Genomic DNA, 16,609 nt, shown 5'->3' on the forward strand with positions numbered 1-16,609 from the left:
CCTGAATTCCGTTGTGCGCGTTTAGGCGCAAATCGCGGGGGCGTCAAGTGAGTCGGGGCGGTTTTGGACCCCGGTCAAGGATGGAGATTCTTGCCACCGGCGGAGGTATCTGGTCCATGGTGACGGGGCAAGGGGGCGCGTTTGATGCAGGGCTGGCAAATCCGGGTGCGGGGGCAGGTGCAGGGAGTTGGATTTCGCCCCTTCGTCTGGCGGCTGGCGCGGCGCGAGGGGCTTGTCGGCGCGGTCTCGAACGATGCGGAGGGGGTGCTGGTTCTGGCAGCCGGTGCGGCGGGCGCGCTGGTGCGGCTGCGCGACGGCTTGGCGGCGGAAGCGCCGCCGCTGGCGCGGGTGGACGCGGTGGAGGTGGCGGATTGGGCGGTGCCCGATCCACGCCCCGAGAGTTTCACGATTGCGGCGAGCGGAGCGGCGGGAGCCGAAACCCGGGTGACGCCGGATGCCGCCACCTGCCCCGAGTGCCTTGCCGAGATCCGCGATCCGGGCGCGCGGCGTTATGGCTATGCCTTCACCAACTGCACTCATTGCGGGCCGCGCTTCACCATCCTGCGCGGCCTGCCATACGACCGGGCGCGCACCACGATGGCACCCTTCGAAATGTGCCCGGCCTGCCGGGCGGACTACGAAGATCCCGCCGACCGGCGCTTTCACGCCCAGCCAATCGCCTGTCCCGACTGCGGGCCGAAGCTGTGGGCTGAAACGGCGGACGGGGCGGCCCTGGACGGCGACGCGCTGGGGCTGGCGGGCGAGGCGCTGCTGGCGGGGCGGATCGTGGCGCTGAAGGGGCTGGGCGGCTTTCACCTTGCCTGCGATGCGACCAACCCGGCGGCGGTGGCCGAGTTGCGCCGCCGCAAGAGACGTCCGGCCAAGCCGTTTGCGCTGATGGCCGGGGAGCCGGTGCTGGAGCGGTACGCTGCGCCCAGCCCGCAAGAATGGGCGCGGTTGCGATCTCCTGCGGCCCCGATCGTGCTGATCGGGAAGGCGGGCGCAACGCTGCCCGAGGCGCTGGCACCGGGCCAGGGCGCGCTTGGCTGGATGCTGCCCTATACGCCGCTGCACCACCTTCTGCTCGACGCGGTTGGCCGCCCGCTGGTGATGACCAGCGGAAACCTTTCGGGCGAACCGCAGGTGATCGGCAACGCCGAGGCGCGCGAGAAGCTCGCGGGCTTCGCCGACCTCTTCGTGATGCATGACCGCGAGATCGCACGGCGGCTCGACGATTCGGTGGAGCGGATCACGCTTGCCGGGCCGATGGTGCTGCGCCGGGCGCGCGGGCAGGTGCCGGGCACGCTGCCCCTGCCGGAGGGGTTCGCGGATGCGCCCCAGGTGTTGGCACTCGGCGGTCAGATGAAGGCGGCAATCTGCCTGACGAAGAACGGCCAGGCGCTGCTCGGCCATCACCTCGGCGATCTCGACGATGCCCTCACACTGCAAGCCTTCGAGCAGGCGTTGGAGGACTACCGCGCGTTGTTCGATCACCGACCCGAGATGGTGGCCGTCGATTTGCACCATGGTTACCGCGCCACCAGGGCGGGCGAGGCGATGGGGTTGCCGGTGGAACGGGTGCAGCACCACCATGCCCATCTTGCGGCCGTGCTGGGAGAAAACCTCTGGCCACGTGACGGCGGCAAGGTGGCGGCGATCGTGCTCGACGGGTTGGGGCTGGGCGATGATGGCACGATCTGGGGCGGCGAAGTGTTGCTCGGGGATTATGCCGGGTTCGAGCGGATTGGCTGGCTCACGCCCGCGCCGCTCGCGGGGGGCGACGCGGCCAACCGCGAGCCCTGGCGCAACCTCATGGTGCGGCTCGATGCGGCGGGGCTGGCGGGGCTTGCCGACGAGATCCTGCCCGACAGGCCGCGCGAGCCGCTGCGCCGGGCGGTGGCGGCGGGGGTGAACGCGCCGCTTTCCTCCTCGGCGGGGCGGTTGTTCGATGCCTTCGCCTGTGCGCTCGGGGTCGCGCCGGAGCGGATGAGCTACGAGGGCGAGGCGGGGATGTTGCTCGAAGCGGTGGCGGCCGGGGCCGGGCCTGTGGATGGCTGGCCCTTCGACGTGGCGGGCGGGGTGATCGACCCCGCGCCGATGTGGCGGGCCTGGGCGGCTGCGCGCGACACGCCCGCGCCAGAGGCGGCGGCGATGTTTCACGAGGGCCTCGCGGCGGCTTTCGCCCGGGTCGCGCGGGACGCGGTTTCGCAAGGCCGGGCCGAGGCCGTGGCGCTCAGTGGCGGCGTGCTTCAGAACGCGGTGCTGGAAGCGGCGCTCCTGCGCCATCTCGACGGGGTGCCGGTGCTGCGCCATGCGAAGGTGCCCGCCAACGACGGCGGGCTGGCCTTCGGGCAGGCGCTGGTGGCCGGGGCGCGCGCGCTGGCGTGACCGGGGGACGTGCGCCGTGCCCGTGTCAGGTGCGGTTCAGACCGCCAGCCCGAAGGCGCGGAACTTCGCCTTCAGGTCGGCCTCCACCCGCGCGCCGAGGTGGCTGATCACCTCGCTTCCGGCGATATTGGCCATCGTGCCGCAGGTTTCGAGGTCATACCCCTCGACCAGCCCCCAGAGGAAGGCCCCGGCGAAGAGATCGCCCGCGCCGGTGGCGTCGACCACCCGGGTGGGCACGACAGGGCAGTGAAGGCGCGCGCCACCTGCGAGGATATGGGCGCCATGCGCGCTCTCGGTGCAGACAAGGGTTTCGACTTCGGCGGCAGCCTTCTCCAGTGCGCTGTCGAAATCGCTGTCATACATTGCCTCGATCTCGGCGCGATTGGCGAACAGGAGATCGACATCGTCGCGGATCATCCGGGCGAAGGCTGCGTGGTGGCGGTCGATGCAGAACGGGTCGGACAGGGTCAGGGCGACCTTGCCGCCCGCGCCCTTGGCGGCCTTGATCGCCTTGGCGAAGGCCTCGTGGCTTTCCGGCCCGTCGAAGCGGTAGCCCTCCAGAAAGATCCACTCGGCCTCGGCCATCATCGCCTCGTCGATGTCGTCGGGCGAGAGGTGTTCGGTGACGCCGAGATAGGTGTTCATGCTGCGCTCGCCGTCGGGTGTCACGAGCACGATGCAGCGCCCGGTTTCCTGCGCGTGGTCCTTGCTTGCCAGCGGCACCTCGTAGGTGACGCCCTGCGCGCGCAGATCATGGGCGAAGATGCGGCCGAGCTGGTCGTCCTTGACCTTGCCGACATAGGCAGCAGCCCCGCCGAGATGGGCGAAGCCCGCGATAGTGTTGGCGGCCGAGCCGCCCGACATCTCGGTGGCGAGTCCGACCTTGTCGTAAAGCTCGACACCCCGGGCCTGGTCGATCAACTGCATGATGCCTTTCTCAACGCCGTTCTCGGCGAGAAAGGCATCGTCGCAATGCGACAGCACATCGACCATGGCGTTGCCGATGCCGACGAGTTGAAAGCGTTTGGTCACAGGGTTTTCTCCTCGAATAGGCACAGGTCGCGGATGATGCAGGCACCGCATTTCGGCTTGCGGGCCACGCAGATGTAGCGGCCGTGCAGGATCAGCCAGTGGTGGGCATGCAGGGCGTAGTCGGCAGGCACGTTGTCTTCGATCGCGCGCTCGACAGCGACGACATCCTTGCCCGGCGCGATGCCGCTGCGGTTGCCGACGCGGAATATATGGGTATCGACCGCCTGCGCGGGATAGTGCCACCACATGTTGAGCACCACGTTGGCGGTCTTGCGCCCGACGCCGGGCAGCGATTGCAGCGCGGCGCGCGAGTTGGGCACCTCGCCGCCGTAGTCTTCCACGAGGATGCGGCTGAGCTTGATGACGTTCTTGGCCTTCTGGCGGAACAGCCCGATCGTCTTGATGTGTTCGACCAGCCCCGCTTCGCCGAGGGCGAGCATCTTGTCGGGCGTGTCGGCGATCTGGAACAGCGCGCGGGTGGCCTTGTTGACCCCCGCATCGGTGGCCTGCGCCGAAAGCGCGACGGCCACGACGAGCGTATAGGCGTTGACGTGTTCCAGCTCACCCTTGGGTTCGGGCTCGGCTTGGTGGAAGCGGCGGAAGATCTCCCGCATCGTCATGAAGGGCAGTTGCTTGACCATGGCCGTTGGTATCGGGTCTTTGGCGAGGCAAGGCAAGCGCAGGGAGGTGAAAAAGATCGAGACATCCTGGCCGGGAAGACTGCCCCGCCGTCGATGAAGAATCCGCAGGATTCGGGTCGCGCGACAGGCGCAGCGGTTCTAGTCTGGCCGGATCAGGAGACGGGTCATGGCACAGCAGAACGAAAAAGTGACGGGGGCAGACCCCGAAGACCGCTATCACTACCAGGTGATCCGCCGGGCGATCGAGGCGATCGACGCGGGCGGACCACAGATGCGGCTCGATGCGCTGGCGGCCGAGGTGGGCATGAGCCCGGCGCATTTCCAGCGCGTCTTTTCGGCCTGGGTGGGCGTGAGCCCGAAACGCTACCAGCAGTACCTCGCGATTGATCATGCCCGCCGGCTGCTTGCCGAGCATTTCACCACCCTCGATGCCGCCGGCGAAGTGGGGCTTTCGGGGCCGGGGCGGCTGCATGATCTGTTCATCCGCTGGGAAGCGATGAGCCCGGGCGACTACGCCCGGCGTGGTGCCGGGCTGACGATCCGCTGGGGTTGGTTCGAAAGCCCCTTCGGTCACATGCTCGCGATGGCGACGGCGCGCGGGCTTTGCGGCCTTGCCTTCGCCGAGGAGACCGGCCCGGCGGCGGCGATGACCGACATGCGCGGGCGCTGGCCCGAGGCGGAGTTCGTCGAGGACCCGGACGCGCTGGAGCCGTGGGTGGCGGCGGCGCTGGGGCAGGCGGGCGAGGCACGGCTTCACCTGATCGGCGCGCCGTTCCAGATCAAGGTCTGGGAGGCGCTGCTGGCGATTCCCTCGGGACAGGTGACCACCTATGGCGAGATCGCCCGCGCGATCGGCCACCCCGGGGCGGTGCGCGCGGTGGGCACGGCGGTGGGTCGCAATCCGGTGTCGTGGCTGATCCCCTGCCACCGCGCGCTGCGCAAGTCGGGTGGGCTGGGCGGCTATCACTGGGGCCTGCCGGTGAAGCGTGCGCTGCTGGCATGGGAAGCGGCGCGGGCCGAGGCCGCGGGCTGACGCAACCGGCGGTTTGTCGCTGAAAACAGAAACTTGCGGTGCCCGGGGCCTGTCAGTTTCGGCGAAAACCGATAGGATTGCCGCGACTCGATTACCTGGGAGGGCATATGATGATTTCAAAACCTGTTCTTGTCGTGCCGCTGGCGGCGGTGATGTTTCTGTCGGCCTGTGAAAACGCGGGCCAGAGAGAGCGTATCGGTGCCGGTACCGGTGCCGTGGCCGGAGGCATTCTCGGCGGCGCACTTGGCGGCAGCGCGGGTACCGCGGCCGCAGGTGCGGTAGGCGGCGCGATTGTCGGCGGCATGATCGGCTCGCAACTCGACGAGCAGGCCGGCGAATTGCGCGGTGCATTCGACGATGACCGAATCGGCGTGGTCAACACCGGTTCGTCGCTTGTCGTGACGATGCCGCAGGACATTCTTTTTGCCACCGACAGTGCAGAACTCACCGGCAGCTTGCGCTCCGATCTCGGGGTGCTGGCACAGCATCTGAACAAATACGAAGACTCGAACGTGCAGGTCGTTGGCCATACCGACAACACCGGCTCGGCGAACTACAACCTGAACCTTTCGCGCCAGCGGGCCGCTGCCGTTGCCAACACGCTGATCGGCAATGGCGTTTCGTCGTCGCGGATCACCGCGACCGGACGCGGCGAAGACCAGCCGGTGGCCTCGAACCTCACCGCCGAGGGCCGGGCCCAGAACCGGCGCGTCGAAGTGGTGATCGTGCCTGTTACTTGAGCGCGGTCCGGAAAAAACCTTTGAGGGCCGGGCCTTGTGCCCGGCCTTCTGCCATGTAGAGTCATCTCGGCCGGTTCCGGTCACTGGAGCCGCGCACGAAGGGAGGTGGCGATGCCGTTCGAAAAAGTCCAGTCGGAAAAGCTCGCCTCGGCGGTGGTGCGCCAGATCGAGTTGTTGATTCTGCGCGGTATTCTGCGGCCGGGTGAACGTCTGCCCGCCGAGCGCGAGCTTGCCGAGATGATGGGCGTTTCGCGCCCCAGCTTGCGCGAGGCGCTGGGTGAATTGCAGGCGGACGGGCTTCTGGTTTCGCGCCCGGGCGCGGGCGTATTCGTTGCCGAGGTGCTCGGGTCGGCTTTTTCGCCGGCGCTGGTGCGGTTGTTCTCGACCCACGAAGAGGCGCTGTTCGATTCTATCTCGTTTCGTCGCGACATGGAGGCGTTGGCCGCCGAGCGCGCTGCGCGCTACGGCTCCGATACCGATCTTGCGGTGATCCAGACCGCGCTCGACAAGCTCGAGGCAGCAGGGCCGAAAACGGCGGCGGACCGCGACGCCGATTTCCACATGGCGATCCTCGAAGCGAGCCACAACGTGATGCTGCTGCACATGATGCGCTCGATGTTCGACCTGCTGGCGGCGGGGGTGTTTTACAATCGCGAAGCGGTGTTTGCCCGCGACAGCACGCGCGGCGCCTTGATGCACCAGCATCGCGCGATCAACGCGGCGATCCAGGCGCGCGATCCCTCGGCCGCGCGGGCGGCGGTGCAGGCCCATCTCGACTACGCGATGGAAGCGATCCGCGACATCCGACAGGCAGAGGCCAACGAGGCCGTGGCCCGCCAACGCCTGCGCCACGACGCCGGGTAGGGCTCGGCGCAGTTTCTCCGCTTGCCACCTTGCCAAAATTGGTTATTCTTTTTGACCAATAGGGAGGAGTGCCCATGCAGATGCCCGAACCGAGTGTGGATGTCCTGTCCCGCAAGGCGCGTATCGTTGACCGGCTGCGCGTGGGTTTGCCCGCGGGCGCGGTGATCGACGACCCGATCGAGCTCAAGGCCTACGAATGCGACGGGCTCTCGGCCTATCGCTGCCCGCCGATGTGCGCGGTTCTGCCGAGCTCGACGGAAGAGGTCTCTGCGGTGATGCGGATCTGCCACGAAGAGGGTGTGCCGGTGGTGCCGCGCGGCTCGGGCACCTCGCTCTCGGGCGGCGCGCTGCCAACCGCCGACAGCGTTTTGCTTGGCGTGGCGCGGTTGAGCCGGGTGCTCGATGTGGACTATGCCAACCGCTTCATCCGCGTCGAGGCGGGCCGGACCAATCTCAGCGTTACCGGCGCGGTGGAACAGGACGGGTTTTTCTACGCCCCCGACCCATCGAGCCAGCTTGCCTGCGCGATCGCGGGCAATATCGCGATGAACTCGGGCGGGGCGCATTGTCTCAAATACGGGGTGACCACCAACAACCTCCTTGGTGTGACCATGGTGATGGCCGATGGCGAGATCGTCGAGATCGGCGGCGCGCACCTCGACGCTGGCGGGCTCGACCTGCTCGGGCTGGTCTGCGGCTCGGAAGGCCAGCTCGGCGTGGTGACCGAGGCCACCTTGCGCATCCTCGCCAAGCCCGAGGGCGCGCGCCCGGTGCTCGTCGGATTCGACAGTGCCGAGGTGGCGGGGCAATGCGTGAGCGACATCATCAAGGCCGGGATCGTGCCGGTGGCGATCGAGTTCATGGACCGGCTGACGATCCGCGCGGCGGAGGCGCATGTGGCGGCGGGCTACCCGGATTGCGAAGCTCTGTTGATCATCGAGGTCGAGGGTAGCGAGGCCGAGATCGACGATCAGCTTGTCCGGATCATCGCGATTGCCCGCCAGCATGACCCGGTGGAAATCCGCGAGAGCGGCTCGGCCGCCGAGAGCGAGAAGATCTGGAAGGGCCGCAAGACCGCCTTCGGCGCGATGGGCCAGATCAACGATTACATGTGTCTCGATGGCACCATCCCGGTGAGCCAACTGCCTTACGTGCTGCGCCGGATCGGAGAAATGGGGGAGGACTACGGGCTGCAGGTGGGCAACGTGTTCCACGCCGGCGACGGCAACATGCACCCGCTCATTCTCTATGATGCCAACAAGCCCGGCGACCTGGAAAAGACCGAGGCGCTGGGGGCGGACATCCTCAAGCTCTGTGTCGAGGTCGGCGGCTGCCTGACCGGCGAACATGGAGTGGGCGTGGAGAAACGCGAGATCATGACGGCGCAATACGGCGCGGACGATCTCGAAATCCAGATGCAGGTGAAGGACGTGTTCGATCCGCAATGGCTGTTGAACCCGGCCAAGGTTTTCCCTCTCGAGGCCAGTGCGGGGCGGCGGATGTAACGCGGGCGCGGGGGCGCTGACCCCCTCGACCACACGGGATACATGAGGACAGATGAAAGTTAGATCGGAGCAGGAACTGGCCGAGGTGCTGGCAGGAGCGAATGCGCCGGTCAGGATACAGGGCGGCGGCACGCGCGACATCGGCGGGCCGGTTTCGGGCGAAGTACTGGAGGTGGGGATTTGCGGCGTCGAGCTTTACGAGCCCGAGGCGCTCACGCTGGTGGCGCGCGCGGGCACGCCGCTGGCCGAGATCGAGGCGGTTCTGGCGGGCGAGGGGCAGCGGCTGGCCTTCGAGCCGATGGATCACCGGGTTCTGTTGGGAACGAAAGGCGAGCCGACCATTGGCGGCGTGATCGCGGCGAACGTGTCAGGCCCGCGCCGCATCCTGGCCGGGGCGGCGCGCGATTTCGCGCTTGGGGCGCGTTTCGTCGATGGGTCGGGCCGGGTGATCAAGAACGGCGGGCGGGTGATGAAGAATGTCACCGGCTATGACCTCGTGAAGCTCATGGCCGGAAGCTGGGGCACACTCGGCGTTCTCACCGAGGTGAGCCTGAAGGTTCTGGCGATGCCGGAAACCGAGGCGACGCTGGTCGCGCGCGGCAAGGATGCGGCGGAGGGGATCGCCGCCCTGTCGGCGGCGCTTGGCTCGCCATGGGATATCACCGGCGCCGCGCATCTCGATCCGGGGGTTGCCGGACCCGAGAGCGAGACCCGCGTGCGGATCGAGGGGCTGGCGGCCAGCGTGGATTACCGGATCGGGGCGCTCCAGCGCGAAATCTGCGTCGGCTGGGAGGTGTTTCGGGATGACGACAGCGTGGCGCTTTGGCGGCAGGTGCGCGACGTGGCACCCTTCGCGGATGAGCCTGTCGTGTGGCGGCTGTCGGTGAAGCCCTCGGCGGCCCCGGAGATTTCGGAGGCGCTCGGGGTGGTCGGGCTGGGCCACGCGGCCTTGTATGACTGGGGCGGCGGGCTGATCTGGATTGCGCCCGGGCCGGGGCATGACGATGCGGGCGCGCAAGCAATCCGCGCGCAGATCGCGGCCCATGGCGGGCACGCGACGCTGGTTAAGGCCCCGGCAGACTTGCGCGCGCGGATTGATGTTTTCCAACCTCAAACCGGCGCGGTGGCGGCGCTCAGCCGGGGCCTGAAGCAGCAATTCGACCCACGCGGCATTCTCAATCCGGGGCTGATGGGCTGATGCAGACGTTTTTCACCGATGAGCAGATGGAAGACCCCGGCATCGCCCGCGCCAACGAGATCCTGCGGGCTTGCGTGCATTGCGGCATGTGCACGGCGACCTGCCCGAGCTACCAGGTTCTGGGCGACGAGCTCGACAGCCCGCGCGGACGGATCTACCTGATCAAGGACATGCTCGAAGCGGGTCGCCCGGCCGATGAACGCACGGTGACTCATATTGATCGCTGCCTGTCCTGCCTTGCCTGCATGACGACCTGCCCCTCCGGCGTGCATTACATGCATCTCGTCGATCATGCCCGGGTGCATATCGAAAAGACCTATCGCCGCCCCTTCATGGACCGTTGGCTGCGCCGGGTTCTGGCATGGGTGATCCCGCACCCCGCGCGGTTCCGGCTGGTCCTGCGGGCGGCGAAGCTCGGGCGGCCGTTCAAGGCGCTGATGCCCGACCGCCGCTTGCGCGCGATGCTCGACATGGCACCCGACCGGCTGCCAAAGCCCAGCCCGGGCGACAGGCCGCAGGTGTTTGCCGTGCCCGACCGCAAGAAGCGTGTGGCGCTGATGACGGGTTGCGCCCAGCAGGTGCTCGATACCGATATCAACGCCGCCACGGTGCGGCTGCTCACCCGGCTGGGGGTGGAGGTGGTGGTGCCCGAGGGCATGGGCTGCTGTGGCGCGCTCACCCATCACATGGGGCGCGAGGCTGATGCTCATGCATCGGCGGCGGCCAATATCCGCGCCTTCATGGCGGAGGCGCGCGGGCAGGGGCTTGATGCCATCGTGATCAACGCTTCCGGCTGCGGCACCACGGTGAAGGACTACGGCCACATGTTCCGGGACGGTCCGCTGGCGGAGGACGCAGCGGCGGTTTCGGCGCTGGCCAAAGACATCACCGAGTTCCTGACCGATCTGGGCATTCCGGAGGGGGATATCGGCATGCGCGTGGCCTATCACGCCGCCTGTTCGCTCCAGCATGGCCAGAAGGTGACGGCGGCGCCGAAGGACTTGTTGCGGCGCGCAGGCTTCGAGGTGGTGGAGCCGGTCGACAGCCATTTGTGCTGCGGCTCGGCGGGCACCTACAACCTGATGCAGCCGGAAATCTCGGCCGAGTTGAAGGCGCGCAAGGTGACGACGCTGGAGGCGCGCGCACCGGAGGTGATCGCGGCGGGCAATATCGGTTGCATGGTGCAGATCGGATCGGGCACGGAGGTGCCGGTGGTCCATACGGTCGAATTGCTCGATTGGGCACTCGGAGGCCCGAAACCGTCCAAGCTCGGCGGCTGAGCCGGGCTTTCATCCGGGTGCCATATTCTCGCCCGATCCGCCTGCTATCCGGCGGTGAACAGAAAACACCGGGTTTCCCGCATGAAGTCACTGATCGCCCTCCTCGCGTTCCTCGCGGCACCACTCGCGCTCCACGCCGGCGAAGACAGCGGGTTGCGCAGCCTGATGACCGGCGACGACAGCCGTGGCTGGGAGGGTGTGGGCCGGCTCGACATCGCCGGTGCGAGTTTCTGCACCGGGGCACTGATTGCCGACAACCTCGTGCTCACCGCCGCCCATTGCCTCTACGACAAGACCACGGGCCGTCGCTATGCACCCGAGGAAATCGAGTTTCTTGCCGGCTGGCGGGCGGGGCGCGCGGAGGCCTACCGCGGCGCACGGCGCGCAGTGGCGCACCCGGATTTCCTGCCTGACGGCGACGACCGTGCCAGCGATCTCGCCCTGATCGAGCTGGACCAGCCGATCCGAAATGCCCGCGTAGCACCCTTCGCCACCGGCAAGCTGCCGTTCCTGACCCGCGAGGTGGGCGTGGTGTCCTACGCCCATGATCGCGCCGAGATGCCCTCGATGCAGAACGTCTGCCACGTGCTCGGGCGCTCGAAGGCGTCGCTGGTGCTCGATTGCGATGTCGATTTCGGCTCATCCGGCGCGCCGGTGTTCGACTTCTCGACCGGAACGCCCCGGATCGTCTCGGTGGTCTCGGCCAAGGCCTTCTCCGGCGAGATCGAGGTTTCGCTCGGCACCGACCTTGTCGCGCCGCTGGAAGAGTTGCGTGCGATGCTGGCGGCGGAGGGCGACGGCGTGTTCAGCCGGGTGCGCCCCACCGTGACCACGCTGGAAAGCAACGCGGCGGCGAACCGGACCGGTGCCAAGTTCGTGCGGCCCTGAGCGATGCGCGTCTGGGCTTCGAGGCTTCTCGTTTCGGTCGGCGTGGCGCTCGCGGCCCCGGCGCTGGCCGACAACACCGGGCTCGACCGGCTCACCCTGCGCAGCGATCTGCTCGGCTGGGAGGCGGTCGGGCGGCTCGATCTTGGCGACGGGTTCTGCACCGGGGTGCTGGTGGCCCCCGATCTCGTGCTTACCGCTGCGCATTGCCTGACCACGGCGCAGGCCGAGGGACGGGTAGACCGGCTGAGGTTTCGCGCTGGCTTGCGCGACGGCGAAGCGGTGGCGGAGGCAGGTGTTGCGCGGGCGGTGATGCATCCGGACTACCTGCCAGGGGTCGGGGTGAGCGCCGAGAACATTCGCCATGACGTCGGCCTCGTGCAACTGGCCACGCCGATCCCGGCCGGTGTTGCCGCGCCCTTCCAGGTGGAGAACCTGCCTCGGGCAGGCGCTGCGGTGAGCGTGGTGTCCTATGCCAGCGGCCGGGCCGAGGCCCCCGCGCGGCAGGCGGTTTGCACGGTTCTAGGGCGACAATCGGAGCTGATGGCGTTTGACTGCGACGTAACCTTCGGTGCTTCGGGTGCGCCGGTGTTCGATCTTGCGGGCCGCCGTGCACGGATCGTTTCGCTGATCTCGTCGGGCGGGGTGTCTGGGGCCGACGCCATCGCCTTCGGCATGGAACTGCCCGCCCGGTTTGCGGACCTGAAACATGCGCTGCGCACCGGGGCGGGCGTCTTCCCCGAAACCACCTTCGGCGCACGCCGGGTGACGGTCGGCGAGCGCGGCGCGACGGGGGCGCGTTTCGTGCGGCCCTGAGAGGTCTTGAACCGCGGAAATTCTCTCCTAATTCATGCTTGCGGACGCCGCCGAGCGGGTCCGTTTTCCGCCCGTCCCGTTGGGAGGGCCAACCCAAGTTGTCGCTCAAAGGAGGATGACCCATGCGCAATTTCGACCTTTCGCCGCTCTATCGTGCCACCGTCGGTTTCGACCAGCTTGCCGATATCATGGACCGCGTGTTCACCAATGACGTGAGCCGCGAGAGCTACCCGCCCTACAACATCGAGAAGACCGGCGAGAACGCCTGGCGCATCACCGTGGCGGTGGCCGGTTTCACCGATGCGGAACTGAACGTCGAGGTGAAGGAGAACGCGCTCCTGATCTCCGCCCGCAAGGCGGAAGATGACGACACGCCGCGCACCTACCTGCACCGCGGCATCGCCACCCGCGCCTTCGAGCGCCGTTTCCAGCTTGCCGAGCATGTGCGGGTGACCGGAGCGGTGCACGAGAACGGGCTGTTGCACATCGATCTCCTGCGCGAAGTGCCCGAGGCACTGAAGCCGCGCCGGATCGAGATTGCCAATGGCAACGGCTACGAGGCCAAGGCCATCGAAGGCTGAGGTTCAACTCGATTGACAGACGAGGCGCGCGGAGAACCGCGCGCCTTTTTTGAGGGAACGGCTCGCCGGGGCATGGTTTGGCACCGGCGCGGCGACGGCGAACCCGGTCAATAGCTGTAGTCGGCGTAGATCCGGCTGAGGTCCTGACCCCAGTCGCCCCAGTAGCGTTCCAGCAGTTCGTCGGCGGGGGTCTTGCCGTCTTCCACCGTGTCTTCGAGCGCGGTCAGGAAGTGGCGCTCGTCGGGGACCATGCCGCTGAAGCCGGGGCGGGCGCGGCGGCGCAGGCCTCCGCGCGAGATGTCGAGCACGTTTTCGGCGAGTTGATGGATGTGCAGCTTGCCGACCTGGCCTTGCAGCCCGTCGACGGAAGCCGCCACGCGCAGCGCCTCGCGGGTTTCGGCGTCCCACCCCTTGACGAGATCCCATGCCGCGTCGAGCGCGAGATCGTCGTAGAGCAGGCCGACCCAGAACGCGGGCAGCGCGCAGATCCGCCGCCACGGCCCCCCGTCGGCACCGCGCATTTCCATGAACTTCTTGATCCGGACTTCGGGAAAGATCGTGGTGAGGTGATCGGCCCAGTCCGACAGCGTGGGGATCTCTCCCGGCAGCGCGGGGAGCTTGCCCTTGAGGAAATCACGGAACGACTGGCCGCGCGCATCGACGTATTCGCCGTTCCGGTAGACGAAATACATCGGCACATCGAGGGCGTAATCGACGTAGCGCTCAAATCCCATGCCCTCTTCGAAGACGAAGGGCAGCATGCCGGTGCGGGCCGGGTCGAGATCGCGCCAGATCCGGCTGCGCCACGACTTGTGGCCATTGGGCTTGCCGTCGAGGAACGGCGAATTGGCGAACAGCGCTGTGGCCACAGGTTGGAGCGCGAGGCCGACGCGGAACTTCTTCACCATGTCGGCTTCGGAGGCGAAATCGAGGTTCACCTGCACCGTGCAGGTGCGATACATCATCTGCTTTCCGAGCGTGCCGACCTTGTCCATGTAGTCGGTCATCAGCCGGTAGCGGCCCTTGGGCATCATCGGCATGTCGTCCTGCGACCAGATCGGGGCGGCCCCGAGGCCGATGAAACCGGCGCCGATCTGGTTGGCGACGTGCTGCACCTCGCGCAGGTGTTCGTTCACCTCGTCGCAGGTCTGGTGGATCGTCGCCAGCGGCGCGCCGGAAAGCTCAAGCTGACCGCCCGGCTCCAGCGAGATGTTGGCCCCTTTCATTTCCAGCCCGATGATATGCTCGCCCTCGTGGATCGGGTTCCAGCCGTAGGCGTCGCGCAGGCCCTCCAGCATCGCCTTGATCGAGGTCGGCCCCTCGTAGGGCAGCGGCTTCAGCGTAGCTTTGTCGTAGCCGAACTTCTCGTGCTCGGTGCCGATCCGCCATTCCTCGATCGGCTTGCAGCCCGAGGCGAGATAATCGGCAAGCTGGTCGATGTGTTCGATCGGGCCGCCGCCGGATTGGGGGATGGACATGGGGGCCTCCGGGCTTTTCGTTTTTGCGTGATCTGCTTGGTGGGGCAAGGTGCGGGTGGTGTCAATGCAGGTGCGCGACCGGCCTCGTCCATATCACGATGCTGTGCTCCGGGCGGCTGCGACTGGCACGGATCGCCGCCTCGATATCGACACCGGGCAGCGCGGTGAGCGCATCGAAGAGCTGTTCGGTGCCCTCGGCGGAAGCGGGGATGGCGAGCGTTTCGTATCCGGTGCGAAAGTGCCAGACCGGAAGGCCGGAACGGTCTGGCCCGAGGCTGACCTCGGTGAGCAGATCGAGCGAGGCGATGCCGCCACCGACCGGCGCGAGGTAGGCGATCTGGCGTTCGTCCACCTCGACCACGCCAAGCCCGCCATGACCGCCGTGAAAGCGGGCGCGCTGGAGGCCGGCCCAGAGCAGCGCCGTGCCGCCGATCACAAGCGCCCAGCCGATCCAGCGGATCACCCCGAAGCCGGTGAAGGCCCACCACAGGGCGAGCGCGATGACCGCGCCGGCGGCGATCACCTCGCGCCAGCGCTGCAAGCCCTCGCGCACTTCGGGGCGAATGAAGCTCATGGGTTGGCTCCGATGGTCACGGGTGATTTCAGGATCGCGAGGGCGTAGGTGCCGACGCGGGCAAAGCCGATGGATTCATAAGCCCGGGATGCCGCCGTGCCGGAAGCAAAAAGGATCGCCGCGCGCACGCCGTTTTCGCGCTCTTGCGCCAGATGCAGCGCGACAGCGCGACGGGCGTGGCCTTGGCCGCGCTGGTCAAGCGGGGTGAACACGCCGCCGACCTGCACCATGTCGGGCAGGCGGGCGTTGAGCGCGGTCATCGCCACGGGTATGTCATCGACGACGAGAAGCCGGGTTTGTCCGGTCGCGATTGCCCGCCCGGCCCGCTCGCGGGCAAGGGCGGCGGCGCGGTCGGGCGGGGTGCCCAGGGCTTCCTGTTCGTAGGCATCGAACCAGAGGTGAAGCAGCGCGCGGTCGGCTTCTGTGGGTGGGCGGATGTCTCCCGGCAACCCGGGGATGATGAGTGCGTCGAGATCAAGGCGGTAAAGCGGCTCGGGCCTGTCGAGGGCGAAAGCGGCGCTGTGCAGCCCGAAGGCGCGCTTGGCTTGCGCCACCTGTGCGGCGGTGCCGGTGATCCCGGCGAGCATCCGCCCGGCGACGGCCTCGGCAAAGGCCGACCAGATCTCGGGCGGCGCGTCCGGTGACTGGCACATGGCAAAGCCCGCGTTGGTCAGGCCGAAGACGGCGATGGTGCCGCCATCGCCTTGCGCCAGCCAGTAGGCGGTGCCGTGCGGATGGCTGCGATCTTCGAGGCCGAATTCGCGCAGGTTGCCGCGCAGGAACATGCTGGTGTCGGCATGGTCCGCGAGAAACGCCTCGATCGCGGCCTCGTCACCGGGCATCGCCGCGCGCAGCATCACCAGTCCCCCAGCGTCGATTGCCAAAGCGTCAGCGCCGCGACGGCGGCGGTATCGGCGCGCAGGATGCGCGGGCCGAGGCTGACCGGGTGGGCCTGCGCCATTGCCCGCAACCGCTTGCGTTCGGGCTCGGAAAACCCGCCTTCGGGGCCGATGAAGATCGCCCATGGCGCGCCGCGGGCGGTGTCATCCGCAAGGGCACGAGAACGGCCAACCAGCGCCTCGTCGGCGAACATGATCCGACGCTCGGCGGGCCAGGTGTCGAGCAGCTTCTCGATCTTCTGAAGGTTCTCCACCGGGGGCACGAAGGTGCCGCCGCATTGCTCGGCCGCCTCGACCGCGTGGGCCTGCAAGCGGTCCTGCCGGATCCGCTCGGCATTGGTGAACTCGGTCTGCACCGGCAGGATTCGCGCGGCCCCCATCTCGGCAGCCTTCTCGACGATGAAATCGGTGCGCGCCTTGCGCAGCGGCGCGAAAACCAGCCAGAGGTCGGGCGGATCGAGTTGCGCGGCGCTCTGGCCGAGTACCGAAAGCCGCCCGCCGCGCTTGCCTGCTTCGGTCACCTCCGCTGTCCACTCGCCGGCATGGCCGTTGAACAGTGCCAGCCGCGCGCCGGGGCCAAGCCGCATCACGCCGAACAGGTAATGCGCCTGCTCGCGCGTCAGATCGACGGATTGCCCCACCCCGAGGGCTGTGTCTACAAAGAGACGAGTTTTCTCACGGGTCATCATGGGAGC

16 protein-coding genes are annotated in these 16,609 nt (G+C 67.7%); 10 read left to right on the top strand and 6 right to left on the bottom strand.

What is annotated here, in order from left to right:
- Positions 1–144 precede the first annotated feature (144 nt).
- Complete coding sequence (hypF, locus tag B9Y97_RS11155) at positions 145–2,388, top strand: carbamoyltransferase HypF (protein WP_085526810.1); 2,244 nt, start codon at positions 145–147, stop codon at positions 2,386–2,388.
- A 36-nt stretch (positions 2,389–2,424) separates the two neighbouring features.
- Here hypF and B9Y97_RS11160 read toward each other — a convergent pair whose 3' ends face one another.
- Complete coding sequence (locus B9Y97_RS11160) at positions 2,425–3,381, bottom strand: adenosine kinase (protein ID WP_254900974.1); 957 nt, start codon at positions 3,379–3,381, stop codon at positions 2,425–2,427.
- A gap of 35 nt (positions 3,382–3,416) precedes the next feature.
- A complete protein-coding gene (gene nth / locus B9Y97_RS11165) occupies positions 3,417–4,061 on the bottom strand; it encodes an endonuclease III (RefSeq protein WP_085526812.1) in 645 nt (214 codons plus the stop codon).
- A gap of 166 nt (positions 4,062–4,227) precedes the next feature.
- Here nth and B9Y97_RS11170 point away from each other — a divergent pair, with 166 nt between their 5' ends.
- The 9 genes from B9Y97_RS11170 to B9Y97_RS11210 all read left to right on the top strand — a co-directional run bounded on the left by B9Y97_RS11170 (position 4,228) and on the right by B9Y97_RS11210 (position 12,963).
- Positions 4,228–5,094 (top strand): methylated-DNA--[protein]-cysteine S-methyltransferase, encoded by an 867-nt coding sequence (locus B9Y97_RS11170; RefSeq protein WP_139828281.1) that lies wholly within the window; start codon positions 4,228–4,230, stop codon positions 5,092–5,094.
- Between the two features lie 107 nt (positions 5,095–5,201).
- Positions 5,202–5,834, top strand: a complete 633-nt coding sequence (locus B9Y97_RS11175; protein WP_085526813.1) for a YiaD family glycine zipper/OmpA-like lipoprotein — start codon at positions 5,202–5,204, stop codon at positions 5,832–5,834.
- A gap of 111 nt (positions 5,835–5,945) precedes the next feature.
- Positions 5,946–6,698: a FadR/GntR family transcriptional regulator gene (locus B9Y97_RS11180; protein WP_085526814.1), complete on the top strand. Its 753-nt coding sequence runs from the start codon at positions 5,946–5,948 to the stop codon at positions 6,696–6,698.
- Positions 6,699–6,772: 74 nt separating this feature from the next.
- Positions 6,773–8,203, top strand: coding sequence for an FAD-linked oxidase C-terminal domain-containing protein (locus B9Y97_RS11185; RefSeq protein WP_085526815.1), 1,431 nt, complete (start codon positions 6,773–6,775; stop codon positions 8,201–8,203).
- Between the two features lie 52 nt (positions 8,204–8,255).
- Positions 8,256–9,401, top strand: a complete 1,146-nt coding sequence (locus tag B9Y97_RS11190) for an FAD-binding protein (RefSeq protein WP_085526816.1) — start codon at positions 8,256–8,258, stop codon at positions 9,399–9,401.
- Complete coding sequence (gene glcF, locus B9Y97_RS11195; RefSeq protein WP_085526817.1) at positions 9,401–10,681, top strand: glycolate oxidase subunit GlcF; 1,281 nt, start codon at positions 9,401–9,403, stop codon at positions 10,679–10,681. Before B9Y97_RS11190 ends, glcF begins: the two co-directional genes overlap by 1 nt.
- 81 nt (positions 10,682–10,762) lie before the next feature.
- Positions 10,763–11,569 carry a trypsin-like serine peptidase gene (locus B9Y97_RS11200; protein WP_085526818.1) on the top strand — a complete coding sequence of 269 codons (807 nt, stop codon included), beginning with the start codon at positions 10,763–10,765 and terminating at the stop codon, positions 11,567–11,569.
- Positions 11,570–11,572: 3 nt separating this feature from the next.
- On the top strand, positions 11,573–12,382 hold the full coding sequence (locus B9Y97_RS11205; protein ID WP_085526819.1) for a trypsin-like serine peptidase: 810 nt from the start codon (positions 11,573–11,575) through the stop codon (positions 12,380–12,382).
- A gap of 122 nt (positions 12,383–12,504) precedes the next feature.
- Positions 12,505–12,963, top strand: a complete 459-nt coding sequence (locus B9Y97_RS11210; RefSeq protein ID WP_085526820.1) for an Hsp20 family protein — start codon at positions 12,505–12,507, stop codon at positions 12,961–12,963.
- Between the two features lie 107 nt (positions 12,964–13,070).
- Here B9Y97_RS11210 and B9Y97_RS11215 read toward each other — a convergent pair whose 3' ends face one another.
- The 4 genes from B9Y97_RS11215 to B9Y97_RS11230 all read right to left on the bottom strand — a co-directional run bounded on the left by B9Y97_RS11215 (position 13,071) and on the right by B9Y97_RS11230 (position 16,600).
- Positions 13,071–14,441 (bottom strand): glutamate--cysteine ligase, encoded by a 1,371-nt coding sequence (locus B9Y97_RS11215; protein WP_085526821.1) that lies wholly within the window; start codon positions 14,439–14,441, stop codon positions 13,071–13,073.
- A 61-nt stretch (positions 14,442–14,502) separates the two neighbouring features.
- A complete protein-coding gene (locus tag B9Y97_RS11220; RefSeq protein WP_085526822.1) occupies positions 14,503–15,015 on the bottom strand; it encodes a hypothetical protein in 513 nt (170 codons plus the stop codon).
- Positions 15,012–15,872 carry a GNAT family N-acetyltransferase gene (locus B9Y97_RS11225; protein WP_085526823.1) on the bottom strand — a complete coding sequence of 287 codons (861 nt, stop codon included), beginning with the start codon at positions 15,870–15,872 and terminating at the stop codon, positions 15,012–15,014. The genes B9Y97_RS11220 and B9Y97_RS11225 overlap by 4 nt, the downstream gene beginning before the upstream one ends.
- The gene (locus B9Y97_RS11230) at positions 15,872–16,600 is read right to left on the bottom strand and encodes a 16S rRNA (uracil(1498)-N(3))-methyltransferase (RefSeq protein ID WP_085528217.1); all 729 of its coding nucleotides are present in this window, start codon (positions 16,598–16,600) and stop codon (positions 15,872–15,874) included. Before B9Y97_RS11230 ends, B9Y97_RS11225 begins: the two co-directional genes overlap by 1 nt.
- Positions 16,601–16,609: the final 9 nt, after the last annotated feature.

The sequence above is a fragment of the Maritimibacter sp. HL-12 genome (assembly GCF_900177545.1).
In the GTDB taxonomy this organism is placed as follows: Bacteria; Pseudomonadota; Alphaproteobacteria; order Rhodobacterales; family Rhodobacteraceae; genus Sinisalibacter.

Excerpts from the sequence above, each read along its gene's own strand:
- hypF (WP_085526810.1), top strand. The coding sequence starts at position 145 with ATGCAGGGCTGGCAAATCCGGGTGCGGGGGCAGGTGCAGGGAGTTGGA.
- B9Y97_RS11160 (WP_254900974.1), bottom strand. The coding sequence starts at position 3,381 with ATGGTCGATGTGCTGTCGCATTGCGACGATGCCTTTCTCGCCGAGAAC.
- nth (WP_085526812.1), bottom strand. The coding sequence starts at position 4,061 with ATGGTCAAGCAACTGCCCTTCATGACGATGCGGGAGATCTTCCGCCGC.
- B9Y97_RS11170 (WP_139828281.1), top strand. The coding sequence starts at position 4,228 with ATGGCACAGCAGAACGAAAAAGTGACGGGGGCAGACCCCGAAGACCGC.
- B9Y97_RS11175 (WP_085526813.1), top strand. The coding sequence starts at position 5,202 with ATGATGATTTCAAAACCTGTTCTTGTCGTGCCGCTGGCGGCGGTGATG.
- B9Y97_RS11180 (WP_085526814.1), top strand. The coding sequence starts at position 5,946 with ATGCCGTTCGAAAAAGTCCAGTCGGAAAAGCTCGCCTCGGCGGTGGTG.
- B9Y97_RS11185 (WP_085526815.1), top strand. The coding sequence starts at position 6,773 with ATGCAGATGCCCGAACCGAGTGTGGATGTCCTGTCCCGCAAGGCGCGT.
- B9Y97_RS11190 (WP_085526816.1), top strand. The coding sequence starts at position 8,256 with ATGAAAGTTAGATCGGAGCAGGAACTGGCCGAGGTGCTGGCAGGAGCG.
- glcF (WP_085526817.1), top strand. The coding sequence starts at position 9,401 with ATGCAGACGTTTTTCACCGATGAGCAGATGGAAGACCCCGGCATCGCC.
- B9Y97_RS11200 (WP_085526818.1), top strand. The coding sequence starts at position 10,763 with ATGAAGTCACTGATCGCCCTCCTCGCGTTCCTCGCGGCACCACTCGCG.
- B9Y97_RS11205 (WP_085526819.1), top strand. The coding sequence starts at position 11,573 with ATGCGCGTCTGGGCTTCGAGGCTTCTCGTTTCGGTCGGCGTGGCGCTC.
- B9Y97_RS11210 (WP_085526820.1), top strand. The coding sequence starts at position 12,505 with ATGCGCAATTTCGACCTTTCGCCGCTCTATCGTGCCACCGTCGGTTTC.
- B9Y97_RS11215 (WP_085526821.1), bottom strand. The coding sequence starts at position 14,441 with ATGTCCATCCCCCAATCCGGCGGCGGCCCGATCGAACACATCGACCAG.
- B9Y97_RS11220 (WP_085526822.1), bottom strand. The coding sequence starts at position 15,015 with ATGAGCTTCATTCGCCCCGAAGTGCGCGAGGGCTTGCAGCGCTGGCGC.
- B9Y97_RS11225 (WP_085526823.1), bottom strand. The coding sequence starts at position 15,872 with ATGCTGCGCGCGGCGATGCCCGGTGACGAGGCCGCGATCGAGGCGTTT.
- B9Y97_RS11230 (WP_085528217.1), bottom strand. The coding sequence starts at position 16,600 with ATGACCCGTGAGAAAACTCGTCTCTTTGTAGACACAGCCCTCGGGGTG.